Origin of the sequence: Thermanaeromonas toyohensis ToBE (genome assembly GCF_900176005.1) — a bacterium.
In the GTDB taxonomy this organism is placed as follows: domain Bacteria; phylum Bacillota; class DSM-521; order Neomoorellales; family Neomoorellaceae; genus Thermanaeromonas; species Thermanaeromonas toyohensis.
This window is the reverse complement of sequence record NZ_LT838272.1, coordinates 1654155-1670673: the sequence shown is the minus strand read 5'-3', so window position 1 is coordinate 1670673 and position 16519 is coordinate 1654155. Positions and strand designations below refer to the sequence as shown.

The window sequence follows — 16519 nt, the reverse complement described above, 5'->3', positions numbered from 1 at the left end:
TCGCATTCCCGCGCGGCCTGCGTTTCATCTTCGGCCATAACCATACCAACTGGCGATGGAAACAGGTCAAACACCGTGCAACGACAAATGTGGCTTGCTTAAAGCGCTACCGCCAGCAACAGTGCCGCTCCGTTCAAGAACCTCGGCCAAGGGCGCAATGCGACTGCCCCGGTCCGGTGAAAACAGCACCGAAATTCCTACCGCATCCCAGACAAATAGTCCGGGGGCCGTCTCCGATATGCAGGGGTATGCGTATGACAAAGCTGCTGCTGCACATGGGGCACACCCGTGTCACCTCTTCCACTATCAGATCAGGGCAAAATCCGGCCCCGCCCACTCTTTTCAGGAAAGAAAGCTTCCATGTTTTCCCCTCAAGCCACCTTTCCAGGGCGCTCTCCGCTACCCCAGGATCAGGGGCTTCAATGATGTAACTAGCTCTCAATCCAAGGTCAAAATCTATTATACCGGCTTTAAAAGCAGCCATTTCATCACAGTGAGCCGTTGCAGGCCGCCCCCTCCCTCCTTCAGAACAGCTGTCTCCTGATACTCAGCCAGCACAACTATATATCCACCACTTCGGCCAAAATGATAGGCGTACTCACCACTTTGTCCAGCTCCTTGCGCTCTTCTTGCGCTTCAACGTCTACTACAAAGCCACACATCCCTGTCTCCTCATAAATCTCTTTGAGCAGTGCAGAGATTGCACCACTGTTCCCTTCCACAGCGAGCTCGATGCAATCCCCTACAACGGTGTATTCTGTTTTTAACCCGAGCTTTCGGGCTCGGGTCTCTACAAAGGCCTGCTTCAGCGACTCGAGTGTCGCTTTGAGCGGGTCGGGCTCGTTAAATTTCCGCGACACCCAAAGGACAGCCATGAAAACCCCTCCTCCCATCAGGTTTTAACTTTCCGGGTGCGACAGTTTTTGCAGGCGTGACTGTATCGCGTACAGCACGCCGGTTTTCGCGCCCTCCCCGCAGCCCTTCTTTCCGCTTAAGGGCCCCGGGCAGGGCACTGGAGACCTCCCTGCCCTACACGTCCTTCTGAACCCTAAATTTTACGTCGCATTCCTGGCACTGCACCAGAAACCAGAACATCCCCCTCGAGCGGTTCTTGGCCAGGCCGTAATCAATAATACAGAGCGTTTCTCGCTTCATACATTTGGGGCACACGTACCTGCCGTCGGGCAGCCATGCCGGCTCCAAAAGGGATGTTCTGGCATCCACACCCTTCTTCTTGTCTTTCTTGCGGCGCCTCTTTCCGGTCTTGCTGGCCACGCCAGGTCCCTCCCTGCCACGCACCTGCAGGCCTTGCGCCCTGCCGCAGTCCCCGTACAGCAGGGACCGGAGGCAGGGCGTAAAACCCCTGCACTGTCCGCTCCACTGCCAGGCTTATGCCTCTTCCCTGCTCCCAGGGGGCTTCTCCCGGTGGGTGAAATAGTGCCGGGGCTTCTCCTCCCCGATCTGCCTTATCCGCTCGCCCAGCGGGCCCTTCAGCAGCTTCTTGAGCTTGGAACCGTTCACTTCAATGTAGTCCCAGGGGTCTTCCCCCGCTCCGGCGAGCAGCTCCATGAACGCCTGGATGTCGGGGAACTTCCAGATGCTGTAAGAATAGTCCCCCCAGTACTGGTCGCTCACCTGCAGCGGTCCGTGCTCGCTTACGTGCTCCTTAAGCCGGGTCTTCAGCACGTCCAGCGCGCGTTCCAGCCTCAGGGCCAGGGCCCCCGCCTCCACTATGTCCTGCGGCTCGGCAATGTCCAGGCAGTTGAAGGAATAGCCGCAGGTCTTGCACCACGACCCCGGAACCGGGTCAAAACCCATCCACCCGGGAAGCTCCAGGGCGTCCCTGATCTCTTTTATTATTCCTTCAGCCCATTGGACCGCTCTGGACATGTGCTCCGGAGTGAGCGTTTCTTCCGCCACGGGTTCCCTCGCGTGCCTCAGGAACCACAGCCTGGCCTGCACCGGCCTGGGCTTCTCGTTCATCATCGACAAAAAAAGGTACGCGTACAGCGGCAGCTGCATCTTTTCGGTGGGCATGTACTTGTCCCAGTCGGTCTTAAAATCGGTGATGGTGATAATCCCCGTGGTGTCACCGGTCTCCACCAGGTCCAGCCGGCCGACGAACTCCTCACCGGCTATGACCCCTTTTACTTTCTCTTCCACCAGGTACACCCCGCGGGGCGAATACCTCCTGAGGAACCGCATCGCAAGGTCTATTGCCTCTTCCAGCTTTTCCCCGATAACAACCTTCAGCGGCATCTGCCTCACCGCTTCTTCGGGGTCACGGCCGCTCAGCCCAGCCGCCACGGCTGCGTGAACCGCGCTGCCGAACTCTACTGCCTCAGAAGGTGGCTCCGGTATCCGTTCAACGTACCGGTAGTAAAACCGCCTGGGGCACGCCTGAAAGCATTCCAGCGCAGTGTAAGAGTACACCAAGAAGGTCTCCCCCTCTCCCTGTGTCATCCCACCGGAAGGCACCCCTGTTGTACGGCTGTGCCACGGCGACAACCCTGGCACCCGCCCGCTCCAGCCGCTCTATTTCTCCCGGTGCGTCCTCAAAGAAAAGGTCAAGGCCCAGGTTTTCGTACACCCGGGCCTTGTCGGCTTCCATTATGAGTTCCCCTTTGGGGAAACTCCATTTCTTTAGCCAGTCTCGGGTTATTTCCCTGGCCCACACGGGCCTTGAAGTAACATACCATATCTCGACCCCGCATGCCGCCAGTTTTTCCAGTGTTTCCACAGCTCCTGGCAGTGGGAGTGCCTCCACAAATACTTCAGGGTGTTTCCTGAACCACCCGACCTTATCGCGTACACCTACTGCCCGCATGCTGTACTCCCGGAAGGTATAACCCTCCGGGAGCCCCAGGGCAGCCTTTATGCAGGCGTTTACGTCCGCAACCGTATTGCACAAGTCCACACCTACGCGCATTTCTCAGCAGCCTCCGTTTCCGGGACCCTCACGGGCAGCACCAGGGCAAGGTAGTCCTCACTGCCGGCACGCCTCACCACGACCGGCTTCAGCGGTGCATAAATGTCAAGCACCACCCTGTCGCTGGCACCCCTCAGGGCGCTGAGGAGGTACTTGCTGTTGAGATATACCGGGAACCCGCTTCCGCCCCGGACTTCAGCTTCCAGCACCTCCTCCAGCGCACCGTACTCGCACCTGACGGTCTTGACCGTCAACACGTCAGCCCCTGCTACCGGCGCGATCATCACCACCGGGTCGTCCTTGCTGCCCTGCTTAAGAACTCTTGCACGCTCCAGGGCTGAGCGCAGGACGCCAGCATCGACCACTACAGAAACCGGGGCGTCTTCTCGTGGAATTACCTGGCGGTACGGAGGGTAGGAGCCTGACAGCAGCCTCATGTAGAACGCCCCACCAGCGGTGATAATCCGGGCAAAGTTCTCGGAAAACCTTACGGCCGCATGCCCGGTAGAACCGCTGAGCACGCCCGCCATCCTCGCCAGACCAGCTACGGGAAGCAGCCAGGCTCCGCGCGTCCCTCCCGTTTTCACTCCCGGCACCCTCCTCACGACCAACCGGTGTGTATCCGTGGCGACCAGGTTCAGCACGTCCTCTTCTTCTACCTCCCACAGCACGGAGCGCACGTAGGCTTCCCACCCCGAGGGGTTCGTAAAGCTGAAAGTCTCCCGCAGGGCGGGCAGGAGCTCTTCTAAAACAACAACGACCTCTCTGTACTCCTGCTGGGAAGGAAGTTCGGGGTACAGGTCCGGGTCCATTCCTGTCAGTTCGGCCCTGCTGCTCCCGCACTGTATAGTTACGTTCCCGTCCGAGGCGTCTATCGCGGTCTCCTCTGCAGTAAACTTTTCCACCAGAAGGGAAAAAGCTTTGCCGGGGACAAGTGCCCGGCCCTCTTTTTCTACTCTGGCACCGCTGACTTTTAAAATCACGCCGCACTCCAAATCATGCGCCATTATTCTGAACTCCCCGCCCTGCGCTTCCAGCATAATGCCTTCCAGCACCGGCAGGGTTGTAGCTTTGGGCAGCATCTTTTTGGCGAAGCCCACTGCCTCTCTGAGCTCACGAGTCTTACAAACTATTTGCATTAGTTATTCCCTCCCTAAATTTTTGGTAAAATATAAAAGCCACCCAATACGGGAGGCTTTAGTATTCCTTAGGCACAGTATTCCTCAACTTTTCCTTCCTGTACTCCGCCAGTGCTGTGGCCAAATCCCTCAGCACTCTCTCAAGCTCCTCCTTCCGGGGTACCAGGTGTTGCTCCCGGAAGTCCATATACTGTTCCAGGTTTTCCCAGCCATCTGGACCGATGTGCGGCCGCATCACTACGCTACCGTCGTCTTTGACTACCAGCAGCGTGCCGGCACACCGGAAGCCGTGCAGCACCCAGTATAGCCCCGTACCATAAACATAGTGCAGAAGCACTTCCCACAGCCACGAGTCCTTTTTCAGGTCTGGCCTCGGGTCTAGGCGCTCCCTCAGCATCTGTTCACCTAAAGTTTCCATTACCTCCCACCTCCGGGACCTCTGGCAGTCTTACGATCTTCGTCAAGAAGCACTGGGCAGCAGGAATTACGTTCCCTGCGGCATCGTATGCCGATATCTGGTGCCATACTCCCTCAAAGGTAATAAACTGCCCCTTCTCCAGGGCCACCGCCTCGTGGGCCATCTTTCCCCACGCGGTTAGCGTTATAGCTTCCAGCTTCTCTTTGTCTTTATTTAGCACCCAGACTACTACATAAGCCATGTCGTGCGTCTGGCCCGTTTTCTTGTTCGTCCTCCGCTGGAGTACGGGCTTTGCAGCAACCCAGCCAACTCCGTGCGTCCAGACCATGCCCTGCTGGCCTCCCCGCATGGATAATTCCCTCAAGCGGTCCTTGTACTCCCTGACGCTTATGACCTCCGGCGACCCGCCTGCATTGAGCAGGTCATCCAGCCCTTTGTATTGCGGGTTCCACCAGGCATAACGGACCTTAAGGCCCGCCCGAAAAATTTCTTTTCCCAGCGCCAGGGAGGCCTTCGCCACGTGGACGTTGGCCTGAAGGTCCATATCATACGCAATGATTGCTTCCTTAACCTCCTTACCTCTAAAAGCGTCCACCAGCCCGGTGCTCGCCCACGTGTTCACGCCGGGAACCGCAATGACCGTCTCACCCAAAAAGTGGGCCGCGACGTCGGCCTTCAGCGGCCCCTCCGTGACCCACACGCGGCGCATGTCCCCGGCCGCCGCCACGTGGTACCGCACCTTCGCTTTAGGCCCCCTCCCCTTCCTCGAAGAGAGCCACCGGTACTTGCCGCCGTCTCCGGGATCGTCCACGCGCACCTGGACGCCCCATATCTTCCCCTCAAAGTTTTTGACCGGTATGAGCAGCCCAGGCGGGCCGCTCAGGTACCACCCCCGGTCACCAACGCAGAAGCCCGGCACACCCGAAGGGTCTGTAACCTCTATCACCGCACGAACCGCGTCACGCCTGCCCTCCGCGGGAAGCGTCGCGTACTGCCGGTGCTTCTCCTCCGGCAGGCCCCTCCTCAGTAGCTGCTCCCGGTGCTCCCGGGACAGGGGAAGGTGCTGGAAGAGCAGCCTGTAGACGCGGTCGAGCACTTCTACTGGGGCGACGTTTTCCTCGGGCAGGGGCGGCATCCCCTGCCAGTCACAGCCCAAAAACCCGTCCCTTATCTTGCCCGAGAAACCGCACCTGTGGCAGTAGTAGACACCCTTCCTGAGGTTCAGGTACAGGTGCCCCTTGGTGTCGCCGCAGGCCGGGCAGTTGCCGCGCCTCTCGTCTCTCCCCGCAGGCCTGAGGTCCAGCCCCATCAGAACATCGGCATCCAACACCTTCACCCCCTCTTCCATAAGGGTACTCCCGGCAGACTGGCTAGACTGCCTGGGCCTGCCTGTTCTTGAGAATTCCCACCAGGCGGTCCACCTGCCCGTACAGGTCGGCCAGCGTCCTGCTGTTGTCCAGGACAAAGTCCGGCTTCGGGCAGGACCACGCCTCCGTCTCATGTGCGGCTTCCCGGAGCGTGGGGGCTACGCCGTCGCGTACATAAAGCCGGTCCAGCCGCAAAGGATCCGGACACCTCACCTCAACTACCGCGAACCCCGCACTCCGGCAGACGCTGTATTCCTCCTCCAGGCGGCCGTCGGTTATCACCACCCGCTCCGGCCGTTCCTGCTCTATCTGCCGGAAGACGTAGTGGACCCACACCAGCGGGTCGATCTCCCTCAGCTTCGAACCCACCTGCTGGAGGAGCCACCGCGGCTTCCTGTACCTGAACTCCTCAGGCCACAGTTCCATCGCTATCTGCTTTATCTTATCGGCAAACGCGTACCGCCTGAAGCCGTGGCGCTTCACCAGATACTCCGCTACCGTATCCTTCCCGGCGCCCGCCTTCCCGATCAGCAGCACTCGCACGGGAACCACCCCCTACTGGAGCACATTGTCGTCTGCTCCGGAATCGGTGGAAGAGGAAACGGGTATATCAGTCTGCAGTTCCTTTTCGTATTCGGCCACCGCCTGGCTGAGCACAATAGCCAGCTCCTTTGCCGTGGACGGAGACAGATAAACAATGGCGTTCCACGCCACTTCCTTGTTCTCCGGGAACGCCACCCCAAACTTGATGACAAAATCGGATGTTTCATTGAAGACCATAAAGCGGTTGGCATAGATGTTTACCGTACCCATAAACGCCCCTCCTTCCGCTATGTCCAGTACTGGTGGGGGCTGCCTTCTGCCCCACCAGTACCCCGCACTCCTTTAACCGGGAGAACACCCACTGCAGTATGCCCAACCCCCGTGCACCTGCGTGCCGCCAACATCGGCTATGTTGCGCCCGCACCCGGCACAGCAGCTGCTGCTGAGCGGTCTGCCGCATTTCGAGCACAGAAAGCCGTTCTCATCCCTGGGCACGTTGTTTGCGTTGTAGTATTCCCCGTCATTGCACTCAGGACAGTAAAACTCACGGCATTGGGCGGCCCAGTCTACCATTTCCGCGATGTACTCGTCTATGTTGGCTGCCATCACCGCAGCCAGGAACCCCAGAGATACGCCGGCCCTCCTGGCCTCCTCCTCATAGTTCCTGTCGGAGCGCAGGTATTCCACGAAAGCCTTCAGCAAAAGCCCTTCATTCATAAAACCCGCTCCTTCGTGGATTTATTTCAGGTCCTTCTGCAGCCACCCCGGCAGCAGTTCAACCATTCCCGGCACTTCCCCGTCGCTGGAAGGTCCCTGGTTCATCCACAGGAACCCCACTTCCAGCGCTATCCTCGACCGGGGAACCTGCGGCCAGTAGTGGTACGCCCGCTCCATCTCCGCCTGCACGAGCCGGGTAAAATCGTCCCGGTGCATCTTAACCTTCGTTGGGTCTACCACCTTCTTCCCGTCCCACCCGAGCTTGCGGTAGAACTCCCCGAGTCGCTCGGCAGGGTGTTCCTTTTCAAGCACGGGTATCGCCTTTAGTACCTTAAATGCTGCAGGGGAGCACGCCATGCTCCCAACCCCCTTTTGGCAAAAATTTTGGCTCCCTGCCGGGAGCCCGCTCTTTGCTTATACTGGGGCCGTCATGCGGTCCCAGTACTCAGGCTTTCACACCCTCCCCGCAGCCCCCCCCTCATAGAGGGGCTCCGGGCGGGGCGTGCCGCCCCACCATTACGCCGTTTCCTCTTCCCGTTCCCTTTCCCGCACTATGATTACGAAGTCTCCTATGTTCCCCTGGTGCCCGCAGCTGCCGCAGCGGCCGGGAACGCGTACGTCGAGCCCCGCATCAAACAGCGGTACCGACCGCCCTTCGCCAGGACAGCAGAAATATACATTGCCGTTATACCCCTCAAGGTACCCATCGACCAACAGCACTCTCACACCCTCCACCCCGCATGCGGGGCACCGGGTCTCCAGTTTTGCACCGTTAAAACTGACGCCGCCAAGGACGTCCATCGCCTTCTCTATTTCCAGGACGTCACCAAAAGACAGCAGGTCAGCCCCGGGATACTGGCGCCTCTTCCCGTTGCTCGCCACCAGCACCACTTCATCTACGTCTTCCCCCAGGCAGCCCAAAGACGGGATAATGTCGCCGGCCCTGAGCCAGGTGCTGCCCGCCCTGTACGCTACAGCAGCATCATCGTCCACGCTAACCCCGGCCAGGCACTTCTGACCGTCGCAACTCAGTTCGAAATCCCTCACAGCCATGATGATTCCGCCGCCACTGTGCACCACCTCCCACCCCGGCAACAGTCTGGTTATTTTTGCTATCTCATCCGCCAGCTTCTTTACCATTGCATGCGTCATAATGTTATCTCCTCCCCAATCGAAACCTTAATTTCCTCTATAGAGCCGATAAGGTTTTGACAGGCCTTTGCGGGAGTTACAGAAAGTTGATCAGAAAGGCGGGCTTCTCAAAGCCCGCCTTTCTTTTCCCTGTTCTCCGGCGTAGTTGTCTATGCCCCGCCTACAGAAGCTATCTCACCTACCCTGGCAACAATGTCCTCCTTCCTTACGCCGTCCGCCAGGTAGGGTTCAAGCAGGCCAGCGATTGCCTGAGCCACCGCTTCCGGCGTGAGGCGCACATACTCTTCTGACACCTCCCACGGCAAGTAAGGCGGCAGGTAAAGGTAGACTTCGTCGTCCATTTCGCCCTGGCTGGTGTACATGAGGTAGTGCACGGGCCCTGGAGGGAGTCCGGGAACCACATCATCAAACAAAATTTGCATGAACTCGTATATTCCTGTTTCGTCAGGCTCTAAATCGTAACTGCGCAGCAGATGGGCTGCTTTCTTAAGGTCAAGAAGTTCTGGCTCAACCACAAGGCCATAGCCAAGTATTGGCCAAAAATCAAAACTCATGTTTCTCCCCTCCCTCTCTTATTCTCTCGGCGGCCATTTCCGCCGCAAGGATGTGCTTGCAGCGGTTCCCGCGCACCGCATGGTCAGCGCAGGTGCACGTCCCCGCTAGAATGTCCACTGTGTACTCACCCTCTCCGCTCTGGGAGGGCACACTGTATATACTCCCACCAGTATGCTTCACCAGCGGCACGAGTTCCCGCGCCCGCTCCAGCCTTGCAGGGTCAGGCGGCGCCGCCAGGGCATACGCCCTGCGCGAAAGTGCGTCCGCTTCCTCGTTCAGCTCCCGCGGCACCCACCGGAACCTCACTTTCTTAAACTTCAGCACCAGGGAGACCGCTCTTTCGTACAGCGGCAGTATCCGCGGCGAACGGACAGCATAAAAGCCCTGCAGCTGATACATGCACAGCTGGCTGTCGGAGCGGACTTCTATTTCTTCCCCGGCAAAGCCGTTCTCCAACAGCCATTCCAGCGCTCTGATTACTGCCGTGTATTCCGCCACGTTGTTGGTCGCCTCAGGACCTGAGCAGACAACACCATAGCCCTCTCCTATCTTCTCTCTGCCCCGGTAGGCGACCCACCCGTAGCAGGCTGTTCCTCCCGGATTGGTTGGTTCGCATAACCCATCGCAGTTAACTACTACCGCCATAGACGCTCACCGGGTACCGCTCCTCCGTGGGAATGCATTCTATGCGTTTTGTGTGCAGCGCCGCTATAGTCATAAGCGCTGGAGCGGCTTTTAAAGCCGCTCCCCTCCCCCCTTCTTCGATCGAATACTTTAAGCCCCGAGATGCCTGGCACAGGCGTTCGCGGCCGCCGCCGCGAATTCAAAACCCCGGAAGGTCTTGCCCAGAAATACTGGCACCGGTCTGATTACACCGGAATCGCCTTCGACAAATGCATCTACGTGGACGTAGTGACCTTCGGACCTACCGGTGACCGGATAACAGGCCAGCACGAGGTACCGGGGAAACTCCGCGTCCAGCCTGGGCCTCACGGGGCTTTCGTACACGACATCAAAATACTCCTCGGGCAGCAAACCGTCTGCCTCCAGCCGCTCCACCAGTTCCCGGTAGACTTCGCCCACAGTGCGGTTGCCCAGATAGCGCAGGTATGGCGGGTTCTCCGGGTCGGGTTCATATTTGTAAATTTCTATAGGCTTTATCCGGTCAGCCACTGCTGTCATCCCTCCTCGGGAAGCCAATCTATGTTTAAACGCTAAGGCCGGGCGTTATTTCCCGGCCTCGCAAACTTAATTAAGTAAGCTAAGCGGCTAACCGCCGCAGTTCGTTTTTGTACACCCATACCAGCCCCGAAGCCGCTGCCACCGGACACGGTCCCCGGGCGGCTAGCGTTCTGCCTTTGACTTTTACCTCCACGCGCCAGTAATTGCAATTGACCTTGGTTACTATAGTCCTGCCCAGCCTTCTTAGAAAGTTGAGGGAATGCGGGGCATTATATATGAGCCGCATCAGTCGGTCTACTATTTCCTGCCGTGCCCTCCTTTTTTCTCTGCGCAGTTGTCGCCACCGCTCGTGCTCCTGATTGTAAATAGATTCGATACTGCGGATTAAGAGGTACGTTTCCCGCCGCGGCCTTTTGGCATGCTCTTCTAGTGCCTTTTGTAAGCTTTGGGCTGTGAACACGAGCGGCCATTCGGGGCTCAACAGTATCTTGTCTCGTACTCTGCAAGCCATATCGAAAGCACGGTCCCAAAACAGCGGATTGGTCTCACGATCTTTCGAAAAGTCATAGTAGAAATCAAAGCTTATGCTAGTGTGCCCGCCAATGAGAACGTCGGCTCCTAGAAAACCGTTGCTGTCAATTCTATACTTAAGTCGATTGCTTTCATCCACTACTAGACGTGGGCTAAACAGGTTTTTGGTTAGTCTTATCCCGTTGCCGTCGATTGTAATGTACACGTGCATAAAGTCTTCTTCAATGCTCGCTCCCGCTTTCATAAGAAGCCGACATAATTCCGCAAGCCTTTTGTCCATAAATATCAGGCCGGGCGGGTTAATATCCCGCCCGCACCTTCTCCACCCCCTTCATGTTATTTTCGGAAGCCTGGCAGTTCCCACGGCCAGACAGCGTCCTCCCGCCGCTCGCGAGCACAGTCGTCCGTATAGGGAAGGGCCAAATGCTCCCAGCCCTCCGGCCACGGTTCGCCCTTTCGCAGGACCACTATCGTATAGCCCTCTCCGTCGGCAGTGTACAGCTCCGCCTCCCCGTGGCCGCTCTTTATCGCTTTTTCTACAGCTCTGGCCAGAGCTTCCAGTGCCTCCTTGTTGCCCAGAATAACTGCTTCATCATGCCAGTAGCGCTGGCCGTAAACGTGCAGCAGTGGTACTGGGTCCAGCTTTTTCTTCTTCTTGCGGTACATATTCGTTCCCTCCTGGCCCGCTAGTTAACCAGGCGCTCCAGCAAGGACAGTATTTCCTCGAACGCATCGTCGCTTAGGTCCATTTCATCCAGAATCTCCCCGGCAAATCCAAAGTCCTTTGCGAAATTGCAGAACTCCAATACTCCTACCAGAGCACTGCGGACCTCGGGAGTAATCAGTTCCGCCAGAATATCAACAGTTTCAGGGCCGGGATCTTCATTCCTGCCCTCCCAACACCTCGCAAAGTCCGAACCGCACTCCTCTGGTCGCCCTTCCAGTGCCCGGTCAATAGCAGCCCGGATAACAGCTGCTATGTTTTCGAGACTACTGGGCTGCGGCATCCCGAGAGCGCTAGCAACATCTCGTACGTCGAACGAATTTTCAGTGTCCGAACACTGGGGAGATAGACCGTACCAAAAAAGTCTTACCCCTTGATCCAGGTCGTCGTTCTTGTACACGTGGTACGCCTTCACTCCTTTGTGTTTCAAAAATACCTCAGGCGGCATCCATATTTCTTTGTACGGCATCAAATATCCCTCCGTTAATTCTTTATTCCTGGGAAACTGCGGCTCTGCGGCCCAGAGGAATGAACCTCCATCTGGTCCATCCCCAGCCTGCACCTTCAACGTAATGCCCTTTCGCAAGTACGACCGTGTACTTCCCGCTGTGCCAGCGGGTTTTCCCCCTGTGAAGGACAATCCAGATGGAAAACCTTTTAGTGCCTATGCGCAAGGTTATCCCCTTCCCACAACGTTCCGATCAAATGCCAAGTTCCCTCTCCAGCGCCTCCTGAAGGTCCCGGACGCTCCCGCAGCACTGCACCAGATATTCAAGCTGGGCCTCAAGCCCTCCGTTGTTTATTTCCGCCGCCTCCGCAGCCTTGAACTCATGCACTAGTTCATCAAGGTCCTCCGGCTTTATGCCGCATTCCCTTGCCCAACACATTAGTTCCTCCATGGTTTCGCATTTCATTTGGTGTTACCCCCTTCTACCATAACTATTTTTTTGTGCCCGCCCATCGCGTGGTCGGACACCCGGGCATCGTACCCTCCCCGCACCGCAGATGCGTTCCACCTGCGGTCTGGGCAGGGTACGCGCCCCGCCCGTTCAACAAAACTTCGGCACCGGAGTCCCCTGGCTTCAGCTGTGGGAAAAAAGTGCCACACTTAAATTACCCTCTCCCAAAGAATGTTGTGCCCCCGTTGCAGCAGGCGCACCTTCCTAGGCGCAAACTGGCCAATACGTACACCCCTGGCGTCCATGACCCCCACAAGCGGGGTCGTCTCCGTGGGTAGCCCGCACACCCAACCGCGGTTAACTTTTCCCGCTCTCTCCACTTCTACGTAGTCCCCCTTCCTCAGAAAATCACCGTTGCTCGTCCCACCAAACAGGGGTCGCACGCCGCCTTTCTGGAAGTTCTGCCGGTGAAGGCTCCGCCTTGCGAATTCCGGCCGGCGCAGCACGTAAAACGGAGCACCCTCGTTCACCCCGCAGCCAGCCAGCCCCCAGAGCATGGCCACGGCGTCGTTCGCATGAGAACCGAGAATTAACGCATCCTTCCGGGTAACCTTCTCCAACCCGACACCCTCACGCCACAACTTTGTCTGCCAACCTTCCACCCGGACCAAAACCCCCAGCCCGCGGAGTTCTGAATAATACCGCGTCTTACCAATTTCTGCTGTGGAAAAATGCTTCCCGTGCCGGAACCGGAAGTGGTTGAACCGTACGTCCTCCACGATAAAATGAGAGATTGGAAACAGGCAGCACAGTTCCCTTACTACCGCCAACCGGAAGAGGACCTTAGCCAGCTGCGTAGGACCTATCCAGTACGGTCCGGGGCTCCTCGGCCGGTAGGGACGCCTGCGGCAGTTGCGGTACCTCCTCCCCCGCCGCAGCTCCCGGCGGTTCTTCATCTTACCCGGTACCTTTTGCGGCAGGATGACCATAAACCGCAGCTGGACGAACTTGCACCCCAGGGCCATCCCGTCGAACCTGGAACCAGGGTCGTGTGCCAGTACGAAGCTCTGGCCGCCGCCATTGTACTCTGATTTGACGTCTATTCTGAGCTGAATGTAAAACAGCCCCAACTTGGACCAGCGGGGCTCTGCCTTCCCGGAAGAAAGCAATTTCCGTGCCTTGGCCGGACGGCACGGCATCAGCGGCCTGCCGTCCTTCGACACCACCGGAATGCGTTCCGAAAAATACAAGGCACAGGCTTTGCTTATTTCGTTCCTTGACACTCCGTACTCCATTTCGTTTTCCCCCCTTCCGGGGTGCCGATTGCGGCCCCCAAAGGGTTGCGGTCGCATCGACGCTGCCCGGAGAACTCCCCTGCGGTTTCCTGCCGCAGGGTAACGTTTCAGGCATTAGGCGGTTCTGCCGCGGCACCCCGAGGCTTGCGAAATACCCCGGACCGCTTCTCAGTTCCCCGGCGCGGCTGCGCCCCCTAAGATGGAGGCGCCGTCTAGTCAGCTGTTGCTGGGAGTACCGCCATCCCACCCCACGCTTAAAGCGGAAGCTGCCAGGTTATTACCGACAAGCGCCCGGCTTTAGCCGTGGGGTCGCTGACAATGGTCGGCCATATGCAGAACGAGTGGGTCATGAAGGAGCTGGACACCACAGTTGAGTGCCCCGGACTCCTCGAAGTAGTCGAACCAGCCCTCGGCCCACTCGTCAAATCCGTACCATCCGGCGGGAAACATGCCGCCATCCTCCACAGGAAGGTAGATAGCGCAGCACCTGCCGCCGCAGGCGCTGCACCGCTCAGCATTCCGGTACTCCATGAGCGCCACCCCGGCAGACGTTCTCCGGCCCTAGATGGCAACAGGCCTTCCCTGCCTGCCCAGTACTTCTTCCGCAGCATCCAAAAACAGTCGCTTGAGACCATAGTAAGACTCTGGAAGAGTATGGCTAACGAATACATCGTCAGCATAATTGTCCTTTTCTAAGCGAAGGGCAAACCACGGATTCAGCACCGGTTTCACCTTGCTCTGTTTGAGGAGCCGCACCAGAGGCCGCGGGATGAGTTCGTTTTCATAAATCTTACCACGCCATTCAACCCGGAACCCGCCGGCAACCTCATAGCGGAAACTGGCCTCCGGGAGCTCAAACACTGCAACAATATCGGTTCCCCAGACATCGCTCTTTTCAGACCCCTCTTCGTAGTAGTCGTAAACGTCGGCCCCGGGGCGAAAGTCGTGCAAAGAGAGCACCCCAGGGCCGAAGGGTGTTTCAACTTCTACCACCAGCGGGCTCCCACTGAGCCAGCACTCGTACTCCTCACTGGCCGAATGCCACAGGCAGACAATGCCCGCCCTGGCAGCCGGAGAACCCGCAAACGCATCGAATTCATCGTTACTCACAAGGCCAGCACTGTCCAGGTATTCCCAAACAGCACTGACCGGCAGCTTTCTTGGACGGCCGTCGCTTCTCGCAAGCCGCTGGTCGCCGTCTATCAATCCGGCTGCCAGAGCTTCGAACCACCGCGTCATCTGGGGCCTGGTCCAATACATTTCAAGTACCCTCCTGATGATACCATGTTACACGGCGCCCCTCCGCCCTGCCGCGGACCAGGCGTCCGGCCCCATATCGACGGCAGCGTCAAAGGGACCCGGAACACGCTCTGCCTCCCGTATCTGTTTCTGGGCGCCGGGACAATACGGGTTAGCCACGGAAAGAAGTCCGTTCTGCGCGTTCCAGAATACCCGTGCGCCAGGAGGCAAAAGTGTTGCATACGAATCGAGGTCGGGAAAAAGTTCGTACTTCTTTCCTGCTTCAAATGCCGCCCTGTCCGCCACCAGCGAAAGCTCGTAAAGCGAAAATACCGCCTGGCGGCGGTTCTCACGCATATACTGCTCTACAGCTTTTTTAGCTATCCTGCGGTACTTGCTCGGCATCTAAATGGGGACGGGCCATCAGAGCCCGCCCCAATCACCTCCTTCTCTTCATGAATTTCTCTGGACCCGTTTAGTCAAAATGTTTTTCTACCAGCCCCCTCAGCCGTGAGGCCAGTGATGGGCAACACCATTTGCCCAACAGCGTAGCAGGTCTAATGGCCCGCTACGCCAGTCCTGCCTTATCGCACTAACTCCTTTGTATGCCGATTACAAAGTCCGGACACAGGTACACAGCCCTTTTCTCCTCTCCAATCAAATGCTTCTCCCGCCAGCCTTCCGTACGCTCTATCCTAACCCCGCATGCAACCTCAACAATGGGGACGACTCCGTCTGATATATCACGCCACCCGTTTTTGCCTTCCATGCAGTCTCGGTATATCGTGCTAGCAGCAAATTCCGCAGGTAAGTCGCTATCGTCTGCATAGTCTCCAATAATCGCTATCCGGTCGCCGGCCCACCGGCCAATGTATTCCTTCGCCAAACGCCGGTACTCCCGGTCCGGAACTACCTCAACTACTTTGTTCTTCCTTTCGTCAAACTTGTAATCTACGCCATCAGGAATATCTCCCCCACCGCGGCCGTTTGAGCACGCCAGCAGCACCCAGAGAGCGGCCATCGTCCCGCCGTGGCTGTTCATCTGCTCCAGAAGTTTAAGGCCGTCCCCGAGTTTATGCGGGCTGATAAACTCTTTCTTGTCTAAGTTCACCACAATGTGGTACTGACCCATCTTTGTCCGGGTACTCGCGGGCCCCCGGCGGCCCGCTTTCCCCAACCCTCCTCCCAGTTTGGAATTGGGTTTTCTGGGCCTACCGGATGGCCCATGCCTTAACTTAAGCCGGAAAGTTCTCCAAGATCCGGTACGGAATCCTTTCAATCACCCAGCGGCTCAACTTGTACCGCCACCCGTGGCGGTCCGACACCCAGAGCCGCCGGGGGTCGTCTATGCGGAAGGTGCTCTCCCTTAGCCCGCTGGAGAAGGTGATCGGCTCTTCAAACTGGATGACCTTCCCCTTCTGCAGGCGGGGCCTTTCCTTCCTCTCCCGGAGCTGCTCCCAGCACCTTTCCCTCCACTCTCTCGCCGACGCGTTGTCGGTCGGAGTGAGGAGCCTGAGGATGCGTTCCGGACAGCTGTAATAGTATGGGTGCATATCTTCGCTCATGTCCTTATACCCGAAGTTGTAGTAGTCGTTCGGGCGGTACTGCAGAAGGCAGACCACCGCGAACACTTCTTTCGGACCGGAGGCGTCGCCACTCTCGACAGCCAAGTACGCCTCGCAGAGGCGGACTATCGCGCAGTCGAGGACGCGGCAGTAAAGGCCGTCCTCCCTCTCCCACGTGAACTCCTTCTTAAGAAAGTCTTTTGTGGTAACGTTGTGGGGCTTGTGGACAAACGTCCAACCCATACTTATGAGAAAGCGGCCCGC

26 protein-coding genes are annotated in these 16519 nt (G+C 57.8%); all 26 read right to left on the bottom strand.

Translation table 11 applies throughout. The features are described from left to right. Window positions 1-133: 133 nt before the first annotated feature. The 26 genes from B9A14_RS08630 to B9A14_RS08505 all read right to left on the bottom strand — a co-directional run bounded on the left by B9A14_RS08630 (window position 134) and on the right by B9A14_RS08505 (window position 16498). Window positions 134-442, bottom strand: coding sequence for a hypothetical protein (locus tag B9A14_RS08630; protein ID WP_172839112.1), 309 nt, complete (start codon window positions 440-442; stop codon window positions 134-136). 118 nt (window positions 443-560) lie between these two features. Further along, window positions 561-875, bottom strand: coding sequence for a hypothetical protein (locus B9A14_RS08625; RefSeq protein ID WP_084665311.1), 315 nt, complete (start codon window positions 873-875; stop codon window positions 561-563). A 251-nt stretch (window positions 876-1126) separates the two neighbouring features. After that, the gene (locus B9A14_RS17145) at window positions 1127-1381 is read right to left on the bottom strand and encodes a hypothetical protein (RefSeq protein WP_157109884.1); all 255 of its coding nucleotides are present in this window, start codon (window positions 1379-1381) and stop codon (window positions 1127-1129) included. An 8-nt stretch (window positions 1382-1389) separates the two neighbouring features. Further along, window positions 1390-2433 carry a PD-(D/E)XK nuclease family protein gene (locus tag B9A14_RS08615; protein ID WP_231968013.1) on the bottom strand — a complete coding sequence of 348 codons (1044 nt, stop codon included), beginning with the start codon at window positions 2431-2433 and terminating at the stop codon, window positions 1390-1392. Continuing rightward, window positions 2366-2929 (bottom strand): 5' nucleotidase, NT5C type, encoded by a 564-nt coding sequence (locus B9A14_RS08610; protein WP_084665308.1) that lies wholly within the window; start codon window positions 2927-2929, stop codon window positions 2366-2368. Before B9A14_RS08610 ends, B9A14_RS08615 begins: the two co-directional genes overlap by 68 nt. Further along, on the bottom strand, window positions 2920-4068 hold the full coding sequence (dnaN, locus tag B9A14_RS08605) for a DNA polymerase III subunit beta (protein WP_084665307.1): 1149 nt from the start codon (window positions 4066-4068) through the stop codon (window positions 2920-2922). The genes B9A14_RS08610 and dnaN overlap by 10 nt, the downstream gene beginning before the upstream one ends. Window positions 4069-4126: 58 nt before the next feature. Next, window positions 4127-4486 carry a hypothetical protein gene (locus B9A14_RS08600; RefSeq protein WP_084665306.1) on the bottom strand — a complete coding sequence of 120 codons (360 nt, stop codon included), beginning with the start codon at window positions 4484-4486 and terminating at the stop codon, window positions 4127-4129. Further along, complete coding sequence (locus tag B9A14_RS08595; protein WP_172839110.1) at window positions 4470-5834, bottom strand: DUF3854 domain-containing protein; 1365 nt, start codon at window positions 5832-5834, stop codon at window positions 4470-4472. Before B9A14_RS08595 ends, B9A14_RS08600 begins: the two co-directional genes overlap by 17 nt. A 22-nt stretch (window positions 5835-5856) precedes the next feature. Next, window positions 5857-6390, bottom strand: coding sequence for a dephospho-CoA kinase (locus B9A14_RS08590; protein ID WP_172839109.1), 534 nt, complete (start codon window positions 6388-6390; stop codon window positions 5857-5859). Window positions 6391-6408: 18 nt separating this feature from the next. Further along, window positions 6409-6666, bottom strand: a complete 258-nt coding sequence (locus B9A14_RS08585) for a DUF3467 domain-containing protein (RefSeq protein ID WP_084665303.1) — start codon at window positions 6664-6666, stop codon at window positions 6409-6411. A 72-nt stretch (window positions 6667-6738) separates the two neighbouring features. Continuing rightward, a complete protein-coding gene (locus tag B9A14_RS08580; protein WP_084665302.1) occupies window positions 6739-7113 on the bottom strand; it encodes a hypothetical protein in 375 nt (124 codons plus the stop codon). 21 nt (window positions 7114-7134) lie between these two features. After that, window positions 7135-7470, bottom strand: a complete 336-nt coding sequence (locus tag B9A14_RS08575; RefSeq protein ID WP_084665301.1) for a hypothetical protein — start codon at window positions 7468-7470, stop codon at window positions 7135-7137. A gap of 159 nt (window positions 7471-7629) precedes the next feature. Then, on the bottom strand, window positions 7630-8253 hold the full coding sequence (locus tag B9A14_RS08570; protein WP_172839108.1) for a hypothetical protein: 624 nt from the start codon (window positions 8251-8253) through the stop codon (window positions 7630-7632). 161 nt (window positions 8254-8414) lie between these two features. Continuing rightward, complete coding sequence (locus B9A14_RS08565; RefSeq protein ID WP_084665299.1) at window positions 8415-8819, bottom strand: hypothetical protein; 405 nt, start codon at window positions 8817-8819, stop codon at window positions 8415-8417. Then, the gene (gene rnhA / locus B9A14_RS17435) at window positions 8809-9465 is read right to left on the bottom strand and encodes a ribonuclease HI (RefSeq protein ID WP_084665298.1); all 657 of its coding nucleotides are present in this window, start codon (window positions 9463-9465) and stop codon (window positions 8809-8811) included. The genes B9A14_RS08565 and rnhA overlap by 11 nt, the downstream gene beginning before the upstream one ends. A gap of 129 nt (window positions 9466-9594) precedes the next feature. Further along, window positions 9595-9993, bottom strand: coding sequence for a hypothetical protein (locus B9A14_RS08555; RefSeq protein WP_084665297.1), 399 nt, complete (start codon window positions 9991-9993; stop codon window positions 9595-9597). Between the two features lie 88 nt (window positions 9994-10081). Beyond that, entirely contained in the window at window positions 10082-10813 is a 732-nt protein-coding gene (locus tag B9A14_RS08550; RefSeq protein WP_084665296.1) for a hypothetical protein, read from the bottom strand. A 56-nt stretch (window positions 10814-10869) separates the two neighbouring features. After that, window positions 10870-11199 carry a hypothetical protein gene (locus tag B9A14_RS08545; RefSeq protein WP_084665295.1) on the bottom strand — a complete coding sequence of 110 codons (330 nt, stop codon included), beginning with the start codon at window positions 11197-11199 and terminating at the stop codon, window positions 10870-10872. Between the two features lie 20 nt (window positions 11200-11219). Continuing rightward, the gene (locus B9A14_RS08540) at window positions 11220-11657 is read right to left on the bottom strand and encodes a hypothetical protein (protein WP_157109882.1); all 438 of its coding nucleotides are present in this window, start codon (window positions 11655-11657) and stop codon (window positions 11220-11222) included. Window positions 11658-11958: 301 nt separating this feature from the next. After that, entirely contained in the window at window positions 11959-12171 is a 213-nt protein-coding gene (locus tag B9A14_RS08535; RefSeq protein ID WP_084665293.1) for a hypothetical protein, read from the bottom strand. Then, on the bottom strand, window positions 12168-12365 hold the full coding sequence (locus tag B9A14_RS08530; RefSeq protein WP_084665292.1) for a hypothetical protein: 198 nt from the start codon (window positions 12363-12365) through the stop codon (window positions 12168-12170). The genes B9A14_RS08535 and B9A14_RS08530 overlap by 4 nt, the downstream gene beginning before the upstream one ends. Beyond that, on the bottom strand, window positions 12366-13508 hold the full coding sequence (locus B9A14_RS08525; protein WP_197686591.1) for an RRXRR domain-containing protein: 1143 nt from the start codon (window positions 13506-13508) through the stop codon (window positions 12366-12368). It abuts the gene before it with no gap. A gap of 504 nt (window positions 13509-14012) precedes the next feature. Further along, the gene (locus B9A14_RS08520) at window positions 14013-14711 is read right to left on the bottom strand and encodes a hypothetical protein (protein ID WP_084665290.1); all 699 of its coding nucleotides are present in this window, start codon (window positions 14709-14711) and stop codon (window positions 14013-14015) included. A 27-nt stretch (window positions 14712-14738) separates the two neighbouring features. Then, window positions 14739-15095 carry a hypothetical protein gene (locus tag B9A14_RS08515; protein WP_084665289.1) on the bottom strand — a complete coding sequence of 119 codons (357 nt, stop codon included), beginning with the start codon at window positions 15093-15095 and terminating at the stop codon, window positions 14739-14741. 187 nt (window positions 15096-15282) lie between these two features. Then, the gene (locus B9A14_RS08510) at window positions 15283-15969 is read right to left on the bottom strand and encodes a hypothetical protein (RefSeq protein ID WP_157109881.1); all 687 of its coding nucleotides are present in this window, start codon (window positions 15967-15969) and stop codon (window positions 15283-15285) included. Further along, entirely contained in the window at window positions 15926-16498 is a 573-nt protein-coding gene (locus tag B9A14_RS08505; protein ID WP_084667087.1) for a DUF6927 domain-containing protein, read from the bottom strand. Before B9A14_RS08505 ends, B9A14_RS08510 begins: the two co-directional genes overlap by 44 nt. Between the last annotated feature and the right edge of the window lie 21 nt (window positions 16499-16519).